The following is an 18,843-nucleotide window of genomic DNA, read 5'->3' as shown; positions in this document are numbered from 1 at the left end:
GGTTCAGGTTTTACAAATACACTTCCGAGCCTTTATCCTTAAATTCTTTTGATTTTTCTTCCATACCTTTCTGAATGACTTCGTTATCTACGATATCATTGGCAGCGGCAAAATCACGTACTTCCTGAGATATTTTCATGGAACAAAATTTAGGGCCGCACATAGAGCAAAAGTGCGCGATCTTGGCTCCTTCCGCAGGCAAGGTCTCATCGTGGTACTCACGGGCCAATTCTGGATCCAAGCCCAGGTTGAACTGATCTTCCCAGCGGAATTCGAATCGCGCTTTGCTCAAGGCATTATCTCGATGCTGTGCCCCAGGATGTCCTTTTGCCAAATCCGCTGCATGGGCCGCCAACTTATAGGTAACCACCCCAGTTCGAACGTCATCTTTATTCGGTAAGCCCAAATGTTCCTTTGGCGTAACATAACACAGCATGGCGCATCCGTACCAACCGATCATGGCCGCACCGATTCCTGAAGTTATATGGTCATAACCAGGAGCGATATCGGTCGTTAATGGGCCCAAGGTGTAAAACGGGGCTTCGTCGCAAACCTCTATCTGCTTTTCCATATTCTCCTTGATCATATGCATGGGCACGTGACCCGGACCTTCGATAAAACATTGTACTTCGTGCTTTCTGGCAATTTTTGTCAATTCGCCCAAGGTCTCCAACTCGGCAAATTGGGCTTCGTCATTGGCATCGGCCACCGAACCCGGTCGAAGTCCGTCACCCAATGAAAAGGCCACATCGTATTGCTTCAGGATTTCGCAGATATCTTCAAAATGGGTGTATAGGAAACTCTCTTTATGATGCGCCAAACACCATTTCGCCATGATGGAACCGCCACGGGAAACGATACCGGTAACCCGTTTGGCCGTCATAGGAACGTAACGTAACAAAACGCCCGCATGGATCGTAAAGTAGTCCACTCCCTGTTCAGCCTGCTCGATTAGGGTATCCCTGAAAATTTCCCAAGTAAGGTCTTCGGCAACACCGTTTACCTTTTCCAGTGCTTGGTAGATCGGTACGGTACCTACGGGAACCGGGGAATTACGAATGATCCATTCGCGGGTTTCGTGAATATTTTGACCGGTAGAGAGGTCCATTATATTGTCGGCTCCCCAACGACAGGCCCAAACCGCTTTTTCCACTTCCTCTTCAATGGAAGAGGTCGTAGCCGAGTTACCGATATTCGCATTGATCTTCACCAAAAAGTTACGACCCAAAATCATAGGTTCCGCTTCTGGGTGGTTTATATTGGAAGGAATAACCGCACGACCTCGAGCCACTTCGTCACGAACAAACTCCGGTGTTATTTTTGGGGGAATAGCCGCCCCAAAATGTTCGCCCTTGTGCTGCTTGGTAATCTCCGTCATCTCATCGATCCTTTGGTTTTCACGGATGGCGATGTATTCCATTTCAGGAGTAATTACACCCTGTTTGGCGTAGTGCAACTGGGTTACGTTTTTTCCCTTTTTCGCCCTTAAGGGTGTTTTTAGGTGTGAAAAACGCATATGGTCAAGGCTAGAATCGTTCAAGCGTTGGTTGCAGTATTCAGAAGAGAAGCCCTCAAGTCGTTCCACATCGCCACGGTCAAGTATCCACGGTTCGCGTATGCGCTCTATACCATTGTGTACGTTTATTTTCTTTTCGGGATCTGTGTAGGGTCCCGATGTATCGTATACCGTTACGGGTTCGTTAGGTGTTAGCTTCCCCGTTAGGGAATCTTTGGTATCGCTCAAAGTAATCTCACGCATGGCCACTTTAAGCTCTGGGTATATTTTTCCGCTTACATAGATTTTTTTCGAATTTGGAAAAGGATGTCTTGTAATTTGACCTTCTTTTGGGGCGGTGTCTCTTTTTTTCATTTTTCTATGGCTAAGTGCGTCAAGCTATTCGCTATTGGCGTGTTTATATGATTTTTTATGTTTTTTTATTGGAAATGCTAAGGGACGGGACAATACGGCCTTATTCCTATCCGCCTTGGGCGGCCTGAATGATTAGAACGGTATCGTCGTCTTGCAGAGAACGGGTTTCCCAATGGCTTCGTGGCACAACTTGGTCGTTAATGGCAACTGCAACGCCGCTTACGGAAGAATCGATTTGTTGTAAAAATTGATAGATGGTGGTCTTGGCACCGACCTGCAACCGCTGTTGGTTCATGTTTATCGTTATCATACAGAATACATTTTATACTGTAACGATAGAGGTCCGAGAAGTCTTTGAAACGAAGGTACCCAAAGGAAAAACAGGGTACATCAATGAAAAGGCTGTAAACATTTATTGCAAAATGTTTTTCAACTTTTCCCTTCGGCGGTACTAACCGCATCAGGTTCAAAGGGTATGTCTCAGTTCCATTTATGGGGAACACCCCTAAAGTTTACTCTACAAATGTATAGAATGAAAATGTTATAAAATTGAAAAAACGTAAGAAGTTTGTTTTTTTGATCGATAGGCCATAAAAAATATACCCCCCTTCCCTACTTAAGTCCGAGGAGTATTTCTGTGGTATAAAAAAGGGGAAGAGCATAGCTACTTCCCCTTCTTCCCTTCAGGTATTTATTTCGTCTTATTCCACTACGATAAATTCAGAACGTCTGTTCATCTGGTGCTGTTCCTTGGTACAGGGCACCCCATTGCTACAATCGTTGGTCAACTGCGTCTCGCCAAAGCCCTCAAAGGAGATACGGCCTTCATCGATTCCCTGTTCCACCAAGTATGCCGCCGTGGACTTCGCCCTGTTGGCCGATAAGCGTAGATTATAGTTGTCGTTGGCCCTAGAATCTGTATGCGAACCTACCCGTACCTTAACATTGGGATATTCGTTTAGGTAGGCCAATACCTTGTTAAGGCTGATACGGGCATCCTCACGGATGAAGTACTTGTCGAAATCAAAGTAGATCGGTTCGATGTTCAGGTACTTGGCAAGGTCGGTACCGACAGGTGCCGATTTGTCCGTCCGTGCCAATACCACTTCTATGCCTGTAGCGTCCTTCGCGTTCACCGTTGTGAATATCTTGTCGCCCTCGTCATAATCCGTTTTGGACGCCACCACCCTGTACTTGCCATCGGCACAGTCGCCTTCCATGGCGAACGCGCCATTCGCATCCGTTTGCGAACTGGCTACCAGGTCCTTCTTCGTATCGTATACCTTGATGATCGCATCGGCTAACAGGTCGCCTGTCTCCTCATCCTTCACCACCCCGGTAATGTTCGTATGGCAGCTGAAGTCCAATGGTTCCTTTTCGATAAAACTATAGATATCGTCATTGCCCTGTCCCCCTTTTCGGTTACTGGCGAAAAAGCCCGTTCGGGTCTCCTCGTTCACGATATAGGAGAAGTCGTCCTCTTCACCGTTCAAAGGTCTCCCTACGTTGATTACCTTCCCCCTGTCGTCCTTCAGGTCGGTCGCGAATATATCGAGACCGCCCAGACCGGGATGTCCGTCAGAGGAGAAATACAAAATATCGGAACCCGTTACGAAGGGAAAGGTCTCCCTGGCCTCCGTATTGATCTGCGGGCCCAAATTTTGTGGTGTACCGAAGGTACCGTCCTCGTTTATTTCTACCGAAAAGATATCCGACTCCCCGGCCGTTCCCGGCATATCGGAAGCGAAGTACAGTTTCGTTTCGTCCTTGTTCAAGGTCGGGTGTGCCACCGAGTAGCTGTCATCGTTGAAGGGAAGTTCCTCTATATTTTTCCATTCGCCGTCGACGAACGTAGCCCTGTATATCTTCAATCGGCTCACCCCCTCCTCGTCCCTAGAGAACTTTCCCTTGTCGGAATTGTTCCTCGTAAAGTACATGGTCTTGCCGTCTTTGGTGAAGGCCGTGGAGGACTCATGTGTTTTCTTGTTCAGTTTCCGGTCCAACTTGTCCAGTGCCGTAAAATTGCCCTGGTCGTCGCCCGTGGCCCTGTAGAGGTTCAAAAAGGCACCGTCGTTCCACCTGTGGATGTTTTTCGATATGAGTCCGCTGTCCCTTGCCGTGGAAAAGACCAGGTCATTCCCGTAGAAGGAAGGCGCGAAATCCGATACCTTGGAGTTCAGCCCCAGGTTTTTCAGTTCATAGCGGCCCGAATTCGCTTCTATACGTTCAAGGTAGTCCTCGTTGTTATCAAAGGCCAGGGCGCGCTGGTCCTTCGACCTTGCCGTCTTGAACTTGTTCATCCATACGTCAGAGACCTTGTACTTTTTTAGCGATTTTAAGGTCTGGGCGTAGCGGTACATATATTCCGGGTCGATATCCCTTATCCCCAACTGGAAGAGTTGGGCGTACCAATTGGAGGCCTCATCGTAATTGGCGTTGTAGTAGTTGGCGTTCCCCAAATTCTTGAAGATCTCCTCTTCCGTATGACCGTCCGCGACCAGGTCCTCATAGGAACGTATCGCAGAGGCGTAGGAATAGTTCGTGAACTTCGTGTCGGCCTTGCGTATTTTTTTCTCCTGTGCCCGTGCCACCATGGCCATTACCGCCAGTCCACAGAATATATATCTTGCTTTTTTCATGTCCTGTATATTAAAAGAATCTTGGTGTGATCACGCGTTTGTAACGGTTAAGAAACTCGTACCTGAGAAAAATCTCGAAGGAGCCGTCGTTGAACCGTGTCGCCCCCAGATCGGTCACCTCTCTGTCGTAGGCCACCCCTACCATGAACTGGTCGCTCAACTGGAAACCGAACAGCGCGCTCAGCGCGGCGTCCCATCTATAGGCCGCCCCCAAGGAGAACTTGTCGTTGAAAAGGAAGTTCGCGCTAAGGTCGATCTGTAGGGGCGCGCCCTTGACCGCTTTGACCAGGGCCGCAGGCTTGAACTTCCACCTTTGGTTTACATCGAACACGTAGCCCGTGATAAAGTAGAGGTTCATACGCTCCTCCGCCAGAAAAGAACTGCTGTCGGTGTTGGAATTATCGAAGTGCTCCGTCTGCAAGAAGTTCGGTACCGATAGGCCCGCATAGAAATGGTCCGTGTGGTAATAAACCCCCGCTCCGATATTAGGCGAGAACTTGTTGTCGATGTTCGGAAGATTGCTCTCCGCACCGTAGTTCCTCAGCTTTGAGAAATCGACACTCAAAAGGTGCCCCCCCGCCTTCAGGCCGAAGGACAGCTTGCCTTCGTCCGACGTCTTTACCGTATAGGAAAAGGCCGCGTCGACGTAGGTGTCCTGGTTCGTACCGTTACCGATCTCGTCGTTCACCACCGAAAGTCCCAGTCCCACTTTATTGGAGACCGGCGTATGGAAGTTCAGCGTCTGCGTCGTCGGGGCCCCGTCGAGGCCCACCCATTGCGAACGGTGCAACGCCGCGATGCTGAACACCCCGCGGGAGCCCGCATAGGCAGGGTTCACCGAGATCGTATTGTACATGTACTGGGTATATTGGGCATCCTGCTGACCATAGACCGAGACCAGACCGGTGAACAGGGACAAAAATATTATTTCTATTTTTTTCATGATTATTTATTTATTGGGAACGTTTTTATCTGTTGAGATATAGGTGTCCTACCTTACTAAGTTTCTCTCCTTTGTTATCATACTTGATTATATAGAAATATGTCCCGACAGGTAATTTTGAATCGGTAGAAATAGTTATCCTTCCGTTAGAAACACCTTTGAAGGTGTTCGTAACATTATCATAACCATTCATCTCATAAACTATGATACCCCACCTGTTATAGATCTGTACCGTATTATCAGGGTAAGATTCGATATTATCTATTAAGAACTCTTCATTAATACCATCACCATCCGCGGTAATTATTTCATTGATAACAGATATACCTGTTTCTACTAACTCTTCACTGCAACCTGCCGCTAAAGTAGGTACACCGTTCAAGGAGTCACAAGGGTCAAGGGGATCTGTTCCGTCCTCAATCTCCTGACCATCGGATATGGTATCCCCATCGGTATCCGCTACATCTGGATCCGTACCTATAGCCTCTTCTTGGGAAGTAGTCAATCCGTCTACATCACAATCAGAGATTAAATAATCACCACCTTGCTCTAAGGTTATGCTACGCTCAATGTAATCACAAGGATCTTCTGGATTGGTTTCATCATCAATCTCTTGCCCGTTAATTACACCATCGCCATCACAATCAGCAACCAAGTAATCTCCTGAGAAAGCTAAAGTTACATTCTCAATGACGTAATCGCATGGATTATTCTTATCCGTACCATCTGCCTCTTCTTGTGTATCAAGAACACCATCTCCATCACTATCACCTATTTCTCTAAAGTCTACTTCCGGTGTTGTAGTATCATCATCGTTATCCGTACCATCTGTACCTGTATCCAAGTCATTGTTTACATCTAAACCTGGCGTATCGTCAAAACCGTCATCTAAACCGTCCGAATCAGAATCAACACCTGTAAAGGTACCTTGACCAGCTTCCTCAATATCTAGAATACCGTCATCTTCAGAATCAAGATCTAAGTAATCAGGCGTTCCATCACCGTCCGTATCTTCTGGAACCAATCCACCTAGGTAGTTCGTATCTAATCCCACTGTGTCAAAAGCATCCGCTGGAACTATGTAAGCATCCGTAGGCTGTGCTTCCACATTATCTGGAATACCGTCATCATCTGCATCAATATCTAAGTAGTTAGCTTTACCAGTTCCATCTGTATTTGGTGGTACTGTTCCTTCTGAACTATCAGCTTGACCGTTTCCAGTTGTATCTGCAAATCCGTCATCACTGCTATCAATAACACCGTCATTGTTCGTGTCAAGGTCACCGTTGCCAGCTTCCACAACATCTACGATACCATCGTTATCGGCATCGATGTCAAAGTGGTTAGGAATACCATCACCGTCAAAATCGAAGGCTGGTTCCGTTGTTCCGTTTACATCTCCGATTGCAGGATCGCTTGGATTATCATCGGAATGGTTAGGAACACCATCGTTATCATCATCGGCACTTGGATCGATTCCGTTAGCCTCATCTAAATCTGAGATCCCATCGTTGTCATCATCAAGATCTGCTGTATCTGGAATACCATCCCCGTCAAAGTCAAGAACATCTCTAAAGTCTACCTGAGTTAAATCAGCATCATCTTCGTTATCCGTAGCAATAGCTCCTGTATCCAAATCATTGTTAACATCATTACCCGGTGTATCGTCATAGGCATCGTTAAGACCATCTCCGTCAGCATCTGCCAATGGATCTGTTAATGTACCTTGACCAGCTTCTAACATATCAGATATACCATCTGCATCTGAATCATCATCTATATAATCAGGAGTACCATCATTATCTGTATCTTCTGGCTCAATGCCACCTGGGTAGTTCGTATCTAATCCCACAGTGTCAAAAGCATCCGCTGGAACTATGTAAGCATCCGTAGGCTGTGCTTCCACATTATCTGGAATACCATCATCATCTGCATCAATATCCAAGAAGTTAGCTTCACCTGAACCATCTGTGTTTGGTGGCGTTGTTCCTTCTGAACTATCAGCTTGACCGTTTCCGGTTGCATCGGCAAATCCGGCATCATTACTATCAATAACACCATCATTGTTCGTGTCAAGGTCACCGTTGCCAGCTTCCACAACATCTACGATACCATCGTTATCGGCATCGATGTCAAAGTGGTTAGGAATTCCGTCACCGTCAAAATCGAAGGCTGGCTCTGTTATTCCGTTTACATCTCCGATCGCAGGATCGCTTGGATTATCATCGGAATGGTTAGGAACACCATCATTATCATCATCGGCACTTGGGTCGATTCCGTTAGCCTCATCTAAATCTGAGATACCATCGTTATCATCATCAAGATCTACCGTATCTGGAATACCATCTTGATCAAAATCTAACATTGACCTGAAATCTACCTCAGCCACATCTGCATCATCTTCATTGTCAGTAGCAATTGCTCCTGTATCCAAATCATTGTTTACATCTATACCTGGCGTATCATCAAAAGCATCGTTAAGACCATCCCCATCAGTATCCGCTAAAGCATCTGTTAAAGTACCTTGACCCGCTTCTAACATATCAGATATACCATCTGCATCTGAATCATCATCTATATAATCAGGAGTACCATCGTTATCTGTATCTTCTGGCTCAATGCCACCTGGATAGTTCGTATCTAATCCCACTGTGTCAAAAGCATCCGCTGGAACTATGTAAGCATCCGTAGGCTGTGCTTCCACATTATCTGGAATACCGTCATCATCTGCATCTATATCCAAGAAATTAGCTTCACCTGAACCATCTGTGTTTGGTGGCGTTGTTCCTTCTGAACTATCTGCTTGACCGTTTCCGGTTGCATCGGCAAATCCGGCATCATTACTATCAATAACACCGTCATTGTTCGTGTCAAGGTCACCATTGCCAGCTTCCACAACATCTACAATACCATCGTTATCGGCATCAATATCAAAGTGGTTAGGAATACCATCACCGTCAAAATCGAAGGCTGGTTCCGTTGTTCCGTTTACATCTCCGATTGCAGGATCGCTTGGATTATCATCGGAATGGTTAGGAACACCATCGTTATCATCATCGGCACTTGGATCGATTCCGTTAGCCTCATCTAAATCTGAGATCCCATCGTTATCATCATCAAGATCTACCGTATCTGGAATACCATCACCATCAAAATCCAATACCGACCTAAAATCTACCTCAGCGACATCCGAATCATCCTCGTTATCGGTAGCAATAGCTCCAGTATTTAAATCATTGTTTACATCATTACCTGGCGTATCATCAAAAGCATCGTTAAGACCATCCCCATCAGTATCCGCTAAAGCATCTGTTAATGTACCTTGACCCGCTTCTAACATATCAGATATACCATCATCCTCAGAATCCAAGTCTAAATAATCTGGCGTTAAATCACCATCTGTATCTTCAGGAATCAAGCCCGTTGGGTAATTGGTGTCTACACCGTCTCTGTTAAAAGCGTCCGCAGGAACTATATAACTTGTTGTAGGTTGTGCTTCAACATTATCCGGAATACCATCGTCATCTGCATCTATATCCAAGAAGTTAGGATTTCCTGCAGTATCTGTATTTGGTAATGGTAACGGATTTGCTGCCGTATCGTCATCCAGACCATCATCATTTGCATCCGTGAAGCCATCAACACGACCATCATTATCCGTATCGGTTCCTCCAGCTTCTACAATGTCTAGAATACCATCGTTATCAGAATCTAGATCGAATGGGTTTGGTATACCGTCACCATCAAAATCACAGGATTGCGTCAAAGAAATACCATCGATACCAAAATCATTTCCAACTCCTCCGCCTGTATTATTGTCAATAGCGAAAGTCATACTTGTATCCGTTGCCGTGAAAATCAAAGAAACTTCTTTCCACTCCCCATCGTTAGGAATATCTCCCGAATTATATTGGTCTACAATAGTACCTCCACTATCAAGTACTAACATTGAAACATTTGGTGCAATAGGTGTGGTACCTAAGAACTGTTCCGTACCGTTATCTGCATATCCAGGATTGAACAGGTTGATAATGGCAGTTTTAAACTCATAGGTTTCCCCTACCTTTAAACCAGTAATCGTTTGTTCGTAGAAACGACCTGCCGTACCATCTGCGTTGAAAAGAGCAAAGTATCCTATCTCTCCAGGAGCATCTGTGGTATAGTCTTCTATATCTAACCAGAAGTTAGGAATAGGCTCACCTGCCACATATGACAACCCTACTGAGTTTGTTACCAATGCATAGTTTCCATCGGAAGGTCTAGGTTCACCATTACCGTAAGTTGTGGTAATACTGGCTGGCATTGGTTTGGTATATGTATTATAATTATCCGGGTTACCCGAACCATTACCTGCACCGTTGTAATAGGTATCGTTAGCAACATCTGCAACACCAAAATCTCCATCAGGAATTAATGATACGCTACCCATACCGCTACATTCTTCTAAGTCCGGAATACCGTCATTATCATCATCCAAATCAACAATATCCATAATACCATCTTGGTCACGATCTAGTATAGATCTAAAATCAACCTCGGCAGTATCAACATCATCTTCATTGTCCGTCAAAATAGCACCTGTGTCCAAATCATTGTTTACATCGTTACCCGACGTATCATCGAAAGCATCATTCAACCCGTCTCCATCAGCATCGGCCAATGGGTCTGTAATTGCACCTTGACCTGCTTCAACTACATCCGAAGTTCCATCATCATCCGAATCAAAATCTATATAATCCGGGGTTAAGTCGCTATCTGTATCTTCCGGTCTTAGACCATTAGGATAATTGGTATCTACACCATCTCTGTTGAAAGCGTCTGCAGGAACGACATACGCGTCCGTTGGTTGTGCTTCTACATTATCTGGAATACCATCATCATCCGCATCTATGTCTAAGAAGTCAGGACCTCCCGTGGTATCCGTAGTTAAAGGTATTGTACCTTCAGAACTATCTGCTTGTCCATCGTTATTGGCATCTAGAAAACCAGTATCAACACTATCGATAACACCATCATTGTTAGTATCTAAAGCATCATTACCCGCTTCATATACATCAAATATTCCGTCGTTATCCGCATCGATATCAAAGTGGTTAGGAATACCATCACCATCAAAATCGAATGCTGGCTCAACAATTCCGTTTACATCACCCACTAATGGGTCGGCAGGAGCATCATCTAAATAGTTTACAATACCATCATTATCATCATCGGCACTCGGGTCAACTCCGTTGGCTTCATCTAAATCTGAAATACCATCGTTGTCATCATCCAAATCCACGATATCCATAATACCATCTTGGTCGCGATCTAGTATAGATCTGAAATCAACTTCAGCCGTATCTACGTCATCTACGTTGTCCGTACCGTCAGCACCTGTATCCAAGTCATTATTTACATCTGTACCAAGTGTATCATCAAACGCATCGTTCAATCCATCATTATCAGCATCAGCTAAAGGATCAGTCATAGTGCCTTGCCCCGCTTCAATACTATCTGGCGTACCATCATCGTCAGAATCTGGATCCAAGTAATCAGGAATTAAATCATTATCTGTATCTTCTGGTGTAATTCCACCGGCATATTGGGTATCTAAACCTTCAGCATCAAAAGCATCATCTGGAGCATTATAAGCCGCAGTTGGTTGTGCTTCAACATTATCAGGAATACCATCATCATCTGCATCTATATCTATATAGTTTGCACCGCCAGTAGTATCCGTATTTAATGGCGCAGTACCTTCTGTAGCATCGGCTTGACCATTGTCATTTGCATCTGCATAAACATCATCAGCTTTATCAATAGCACCATCATTATTGGTATCTAAAGCACCTGTTCCATTTTCAATTACATCTAGAATACCATCATTATCTGCATCTATATCTAAATGGTTAGGATTTGCATCACCATCAAAATTATCTATAGGTAAAGCTGTACCCGGACCATCTGTAGCCGTTGGAGTGGTACTATCATCTGTATCCGCGATATCTGAAAGTCCGTCACCATCTGCATCGGCGATTGGACCTGTACCGATAACACCATCGTTATCCGGGTCAGAACCACCAGCTTCCGTTACATCTGGAATACCATCGTTATCAGAATCAGTATCTATTCTATCATCAAATCCGTCACCATCGGTATCTGGATTTTCTAAGGGCGTACCAGGAGTAGTTGCATCTGCAGGGTCTACACTATCTGCCAAACCATCGCGGTCTGTATCTGTAGCAAAAGTATCTATAACACCATCGTTATCTGCATCTGGACCACCAGCTTCTGTTACATCTGGAATACCATCGTTATCAGAATCCAAATCTATTCTATCTTCTATACCATCACCATCTGAATCTTCATCTGGTAAAGGAGTCGTTGCAATTTCATCTGCAAGACCATCATTATTCGTATCCGTCATTGAAGATGGGTCACCAGGAGTTGGGTAATCTATATGACCATCCCCATCTGTATCCGTACCACCAGCTTCTATCGTATCTGGAATACCGTCATTATCAGAATCTAAATCAATACTATCTGGAATACCGTCACCATCCGTATCTCCTGTTTCATCAACATCTAAGATTCCATCATTATCATCATCAATATCAACCGTATCCATAATACCATCATTATCTGAATCTAATATCGATCTAAAATCAACCTCTGCTGTGTCTAAATCATCTACGTTATCCGTAGCGATTGCACCTGTATCCAAATCATTATTTACATCATATGCAGGAGTAGTATCATCAAAGGCATCGTTTAAGCCATCTCCATCAGCATCAGCTAAAGGATCTACCATTGTACCTTGACCAGCTTCTTCAACATCACTGACATCATCGGCATCAGAATCCGCATCTAAATAATCAGGAATTAAATCATTGTCCGTATCCACAGGGGTTAAACCTACAGGATAATTGGTATCTAATCCGTTAGCTGCTTCAGCATCTGCAGGAGCAATATAGCCCGCTGTAGCCTGTGCTTCTACGTTATCTGGAATACCATCGTCATCCGCATCAATATCCAAGTAATCTGGACCGCCTGCAGTATCTGAATTAGGAATTGGAAGTGGAGATGCTGCTGTAGCGTCATCCCAACCATCTGTTGTAGTGGTATCATCAAAACCATCTACAACACCATCACCATTAACATCTAGTCCACCAGCTTCTGTAGTATCTGTAATACCATCATTATCTGAATCTATGTCTAAGTGATTTGGAACACTGTCACCATCAAAATTGTCAATTGGTAAAGGTGTACCTGGGCCATCGTCTAGTGTACCTGTTGTATTATCATTTGGATCAACTAAATCTGAAAGTCCATCTCCATCTGTATCTGCAATTGGACCTGTACCGATTCTACCATCGTTATCGGGGTCAGGACCGCCAGCTTCAATTACATCTGGAATACCATCATTTTCAGAATCCAGATCTATTCTATCATCTAAACCGTCATTATCCGTATCCGGATTCGGAATTGGTGTACCCGGAGTAGCAGGACCAACTGGGTCAACACTATCCGCAAGTCCGTCATTATCTGTATCGGTCATGAAGGTATCAATGATGCCATCACCGTCACCATCCATACCACCAGCTTCAGTAGTATCTGTAATTCCATCATTATCACTATCTAAATCTAGACGATCTAAAATTCCATCGTTATCAGAATCTTCATCTGGTAAAGGAGTAGAATCTACGCTATCGGCAACACCGTTACTATCGGCATCAACAAAACCATCTACCGCACCATCGCCATCGGCATCTATGCCACCGGCTTCTAAAGTATCTGTAATACCATCGTTATCCGCATCTAGATCTAAGTAATCAGGATTACCATCACCGTCGGTATCGATGGGGTCAATACCATCGGTATCTGTGCCAACTGCGGGTATACCTGTCAATGGATCTATAGCTCCCGGAGCACTAAAGCCAGTTGTAGTTTGTGCTTCGACCGTATCTAAAATACCGTCATTATCACTATCTAAATCGTAAGCATTAATTAGTCCGTCTCCATCAAAATCGCCACTATTATCCGTAGTACCATCTCCATCCGTATCAAAAATATTGGATGTAGAGTTTGTTTGTACACAAGCAGTTTGCGGTGTACAAGGCGCACTACCTTCGGGACCGTCGGTCGTGTCGTTATCGACTACATCTGCAAGTCCGTCATTATCAACATCGGTAATATTATCTAAAACACCATCTCCGTTGGAATCTCTATTACCTTCGCCAACCTCTACGATATCCGTTATACCATCATTATCAGAATCTAAATCTAAGTGGTTGGGGATACCATCGCCATCCGTATCAAAATTGATACACACCCCGTTAGCATTCAGCCCGCCACAAGTTGGGAAATCGGCATCATAATAATTTGGAGTCCCATCACCATCTAAATCACCATCAGGATCAGGTAAACCCATTGTTGTACAAGCCCATCCGTCTACACCATCAAAATTGGCAGCACAGAAATCAGGATCTTCGTAATCCAAAGTACCATCTCCATCGGCATCGCCATTATATACTTCAACCGCATCAGGAATACCGTCATTATCATTATCTAGATCTAATGGAGCACCGGAAACAACCGGCACTTCTATTAAAATAGCCTCACATTGACAGTTAGTACTCGATGGCAAAAACTCTACTATAAAATTTGTACCTGAACAAGCGGCACCTGCCGTGGTAAACATAATTTCTTCTGTAACACTAGCACCGCTAGCAATTGCTGATGCAACGGTACCGGTTGCGATGGCAGCTCCGTCGATATCACCGTTTACATCTGCGCAGTAGACACTGTAAGCATAATCGGCATTCGCATCTACACTACTACCGTTTTCGATTTCCAAGGATAAATTATACTCGTAATTATTACTGGTATCTATTGTAAAGAAACTATCGTTTGGTGTGCCTATTAAGATAGGTTTTTCCAAAGGCATAATTTCATAGGAAGAACCTGTAGCCACTTGAAAATCCGCACAATTAGTAGCTGAACAGGTTATACCGCCCACTGTTACATAATTTACGATACGAACTTCTTCTAAATCATCACAAATACCTTCATTGGTTGATATAAAATCAAAGTCGAAATCTATTCTAGAGCCCGCTGTAACACCTGCTGGATATTGTAGTATAAGTTCTTGATGGTTACCTACCGTATTGATACTAACAAATGACGCCCCATCTGCACTTGAAAATGATGAAGCCACATATTCAATTCCCGTTCTTAGGCTAATTTTTGCAAAGTCGGAGCCTCCGGTAGTACCACCAGTAATCGTGGTTTCCACGCTAATTTTATCTGTAATACCACAACCTTGCACAGGAGATGCGTATATAGTGCTTAACGCATTATAAGGAGCTACTGCACCGTTTGCCTCTACTGGGCTCGAAACCACCCTTGAGCCATTGCCTGCCGCTATATCTCCACATGGACTTTCTCCATATGCTTTAAACGTAAATTCTGAATTGGATATAAAATCACACTCCAATTGAATCTCAAGATCAATATGTGCCGTTCTTTCATCTATAGTATTCACGGCAGGGTCACCAGCTATTCCGTTAATTGCAGCTATTCCGGAATGTTCCATAATATTAACCCTTGCCGTTCCGTTCGTAACCGTTACGGTAACCGATTCTATATTTCCCGAATTTTTTGGATATTCCACATTCGTATTTACTATGGTAATACCACCATCTCCGCCCGGAATGGCGAATTCTAAATATGGGAAAGTTAAATCTGCCAATTGCGCGCTGATCATATCTACCCCTATATTAAAAGGTGTACACAAATCTTGCGCTCCAGCCGGTTCATCGGTAATAGCTACTTGTACTTGTGCTCCTTTAGGTTCTAAGGTAATTGAAGTAGAATTCTGATAACATGTGGTACCGACGGCACTATAATCGGCTATACTCGTAGAAGTATTAGGATAACCTGGATATCCAGAGCAATCCCAACCGTGTTCCACTAAAACCGTTAGGTCTTGACAATCATCAAAATCTCCTTTAAATCTTACGGTCTTTGTGTCGCCAGTAGCTATAGAGCCAGCTTCAATCCACATTTTATCTCCGGATTGGTAAAAATTTGCCGGGGTTTCAACGCCACCGGAAACCGTAAATGCACTATTTAAGTTTATGCCCGCTGGGGTAGTAATCTGTAACCAATTATAATCAACATCCTCCGGACTGGTATTTGAGATATTAGTATCAAAATCTACTGTATATGCATCTCCATTGACCGTTGGTGCCGGTGATTGTACGATAAAAGTTGGCTGCGTATACGTAAAAGTATTGGTGCCCGTAATGCTTGCCGCTTCCGGTGTATCCGTATACGCGAAATTTTCAAAATTTATCGTGTATTGATATTTAGCTGAAGGAGGAGATTCACAAGTACCCATAAACTCCACATAAAACCTAGGTTGAATCAAGGAATTTTGATCCATATTTACAAAGCCTGGTCCTGGGGTAATAATGATTTGACCATTACTTTCGGTAGCAACAAATTCACCTGTTGTAGTTGAATAGGAATTACTTTCAAACTGTACAGAAGTAATATTCCCTGTAAATCTTGCTCCCTCTGGAATATCGACTACGGTATTTTTCCAGATAGTTGTTGGTCTATATTCATCTGGGTGCATATCATCCGGTCCCATGTTATGGGTCCAATATAGCACACCATTCGATGGGGCACAACCATTGGTTGCTCTCGACTGGTTACTATGGTTTATACGAGGTCTTGAGTAAAATGCCCTGTCTCCCCACGTATCACAACCCACCCTGTTTGCAGCAGTATTTGCAGGGTAATCTGTAAATCCAAAGAACTCTCCCCTTAACTTAGTTAATTCATAATAATCAATGTCATCAAAATCTTTGCTAAATTCAAAGGTCAGAACTAATTCAACTATATCTTGTTCGCTTGCATCTCCTTCATAATTATATGTACCTCCAATTAAACTTCTATAGTCTGAAAGATCAAAACTCAACCTATGTTCCGTAGTACCGTTGGTCGTTAATACGGGGGAATTAGTAATAGCACCAGATTGTGATGTGGTTGGCGTATCATTTATGGTTATCTGAGCATCTACAAGGGTAATAATGTCAGAACCGCCAGCTGCCAAACTTTGGGTATTGTACGTTAGATCAAAATATAAGTTATCTAATGAAATATTATTAATAGACGCTATAGTGGTAATCTCCATTTGATCACCCGCCATGTACTTGTTAAGACCACCTGTATTGTCATCTAAAACTACTTTTGTAGCCATTGAAGCATCTGTCCAACCAGCAGTAATTCTCTTAGCATCAAAACCTTCAATTGCCGGACCAACACATGGACCTGGACAATGGGTGTAAATATTAATTGTACCACAATGAATGTTTTGGTCCCAACATGTTCCATTAGATCCCGTTGCTTTAAAATTGGTTGTATACGGTATTGCTTGTAATCCGTTAGGACCACAAGAAAAGGTTAATGGAAATTCTACCCAATCCTTAAATTCAACACTAATATTATTAATATTAGTAGTTGAATAGGTAATAAAATTGCCTATTTGTGTAAATTCAGAAGAAGCAGAAGCTTGTAATGACATACCCGCTGGGACTTCTATAGTAATACTCCATTCCGTATTACCATTATCAGCAAACAAAGCCTCTCCATCAATTGTTGGTGTTCCTACACCATTTGCTTGCATTGAAGGAGCGATTTTAATAGTAAAATCTTCATTGTTAACAATATCCGTTGGCGCATCAATTTCTGTTACGCTTCTGTAATCTCTAATTATGTTAAAATAATTTAAATCTATTCTTTCTGGAATTCGATCACTTTTACATTGATCTTTAAAATAGACATCAAAATAAGTGTGTTCCCATTCCAAATAATCAAATCTGCCTGTGCCACAGTTATTCTTAGGTGATAGTTCAAAATCAAAAGATAGTTCTGTTGATTCTCCAGGAGGTAAATCATCATAAAACCCATCATTATCCAAATCATCAAAACCACCCGCTCCATCAGGATCCGATGTAAAAAAATTGGGTGGTATTACGTTCGTTGTCGTTGTGGCATAAATATCACTCGTGACATTGTTAGGTAAAAAAGAAGGGTTCGTCCCAAATCGAAAATTTGAAAACTTTCGAGTTTTATGGCGTTCATAGCCCCACAAAGGATTAGAATCCGCTGTTGATACCGGAGTTGTATTTCCTCCCCTACCTAAAATAATACCAACATCTAAAGCCATTGAGCCGGCTGTAGCGTTTGTATTCTCAATTTTTACGGTATATGTTACAGCTTTGCATAAGTCAGGATTTGTAGACCCAACCTTCGTTAAAGAAATATCTGGCACATTGGCCCCAAAATTAAGAGACCCTGTCTGTGGTGCGGCAGCTTGGCATACTTCCCCTGCACTACACCCCCAATAGGTATTATGGACTATGGCCGTATCGAGGCAATCATCTACCCTGAACTCTTCCTCAAATACGATTACTTCACCATTATCAAAGCAATTGTTCAAGCCATCCCCTACCTTCTTGTCAAACGCTGATTGGTTTAAATCGATTTCATAGGTTAAGACTTGGCCTACTTTTGAAACAGGATTTAATACTTCGCCGGCATAAGACAAGGTGTAAGCATCATCAACATCTACGCCTAGATCTACATAATAGGTGAAGGTTTCTGTGCAACCGTTACCCCCTTGTGCCAATGTAATATTTCTAGTATATGTCTCTCCTACATTTGCATTTATAGTGGGTATAGCAGAAATATTAAGTGAAGCAGCCATTAAGGAATATGATGATATTGTTGGTTCCGTATCAGAATCTGAGTTGGCGCCATTTACATCTTGAAAGTTGATGGTATGGGCATCTTTAAACAAACCACCTGAATTTAAAAATTTAACGGCCTCACAATTTGCACTACGCAAAAAAGTAAAGGTTACTTCATCGCCTACCTGCCAATTGGCATCGCCGGGGCGCTGAACCGTAAATATGGGCTTAGAAGGGGTGCCTCCGTACGTGACTACAAAATCGCCAGAACCTGATTGGGCCGTAACATTGACCGAATTGGCCACATACTCTACCCCTGGTGGCAAGTCGAAAGTAATACTGAAATCGTGACAAGATGCATTCTTGCCCCTAATGAACACCTCTTCTAAAGAGTTGTTACCCGCTCCACAAGTGGCTAAACTCTGGGGAGAGAGAAGTACGGTGAACCGATTGCTGTCAATCTGGGCACTAGAGTTAATAGCATACAATAGAATAGCTATCAACGCGAGAACGCTGGTTTTTAGTGAGAAATTCATGATAAGGCGGTTAGTGTTAAAATTCCAAGATTACTAAAATAGTAAGTAATGGATTACAAAATAATAGTTAATTATGACAAATGTATGCTACAAATGAACTATTCTACATTTA

The 18,843-nt window shown here is 43.3% G+C and carries 5 protein-coding genes and 1 riboswitch; all 5 genes read right to left on the bottom strand.

Annotated features, from left to right (window positions below):
• Nucleotides 1-10: 10 nt before the first annotated feature.
• The 5 genes from thiC to BW980_RS06570 all read right to left on the bottom strand — a co-directional run bounded on the left by thiC (nt 11) and on the right by BW980_RS06570 (nt 18,731).
• Nucleotides 11-1,870 (bottom strand): phosphomethylpyrimidine synthase ThiC, encoded by a 1,860-nt coding sequence (gene thiC, locus BW980_RS06590; RefSeq protein WP_076454136.1) that lies wholly within the window; start codon nt 1,868-1,870, stop codon nt 11-13.
• 106 nt (nt 1,871-1,976) lie between these two features.
• On the bottom strand, nt 1,977-2,180 hold the full coding sequence (thiS, locus tag BW980_RS06585; protein WP_083690393.1) for a sulfur carrier protein ThiS: 204 nt from the start codon (nt 2,178-2,180) through the stop codon (nt 1,977-1,979).
• 110 nt (nt 2,181-2,290) lie between these two features.
• Nucleotides 2,291-2,387, bottom strand: a riboswitch (TPP riboswitch).
• A 184-nt stretch (nt 2,388-2,571) separates the two neighbouring features.
• Entirely contained in the window at nt 2,572-4,509 is a 1,938-nt protein-coding gene (locus BW980_RS06580) for an OmpA family protein (protein ID WP_076454135.1), read from the bottom strand.
• Nucleotides 4,510-4,519: 10 nt separating this feature from the next.
• Nucleotides 4,520-5,452 carry a PorP/SprF family type IX secretion system membrane protein gene (locus BW980_RS06575; RefSeq protein ID WP_076454134.1) on the bottom strand — a complete coding sequence of 311 codons (933 nt, stop codon included), beginning with the start codon at nt 5,450-5,452 and terminating at the stop codon, nt 4,520-4,522.
• Nucleotides 5,453-5,477: 25 nt separating this feature from the next.
• On the bottom strand, nt 5,478-18,731 hold the full coding sequence (locus tag BW980_RS06570; RefSeq protein WP_076454133.1) for a T9SS type B sorting domain-containing protein: 13,254 nt from the start codon (nt 18,729-18,731) through the stop codon (nt 5,478-5,480).
• Between the last annotated feature and the right edge of the window lie 112 nt (nt 18,732-18,843).

This window comes from Zobellia uliginosa (genome assembly GCF_900156625.1).
Lineage (GTDB): Bacteria > Bacteroidota > Bacteroidia > Flavobacteriales > Flavobacteriaceae > Zobellia > Zobellia uliginosa.
This window is presented reverse-complemented; position numbering and strand designations above follow the sequence as displayed.

Excerpts from the sequence above, each read along its gene's own strand:
- thiC (WP_076454136.1), bottom strand. The coding sequence starts at position 1,870 with ATGAAAAAAAGAGACACCGCCCCAAAAGAAGGTCAAATTACAAGACAT.
- thiS (WP_083690393.1), bottom strand. The coding sequence starts at position 2,180 with ATGATAACGATAAACATGAACCAACAGCGGTTGCAGGTCGGTGCCAAG.
- BW980_RS06580 (WP_076454135.1), bottom strand. The coding sequence starts at position 4,509 with ATGAAAAAAGCAAGATATATATTCTGTGGACTGGCGGTAATGGCCATG.
- BW980_RS06575 (WP_076454134.1), bottom strand. The coding sequence starts at position 5,452 with ATGAAAAAAATAGAAATAATATTTTTGTCCCTGTTCACCGGTCTGGTC.
- BW980_RS06570 (WP_076454133.1), bottom strand. The coding sequence starts at position 18,731 with ATGAATTTCTCACTAAAAACCAGCGTTCTCGCGTTGATAGCTATTCTA.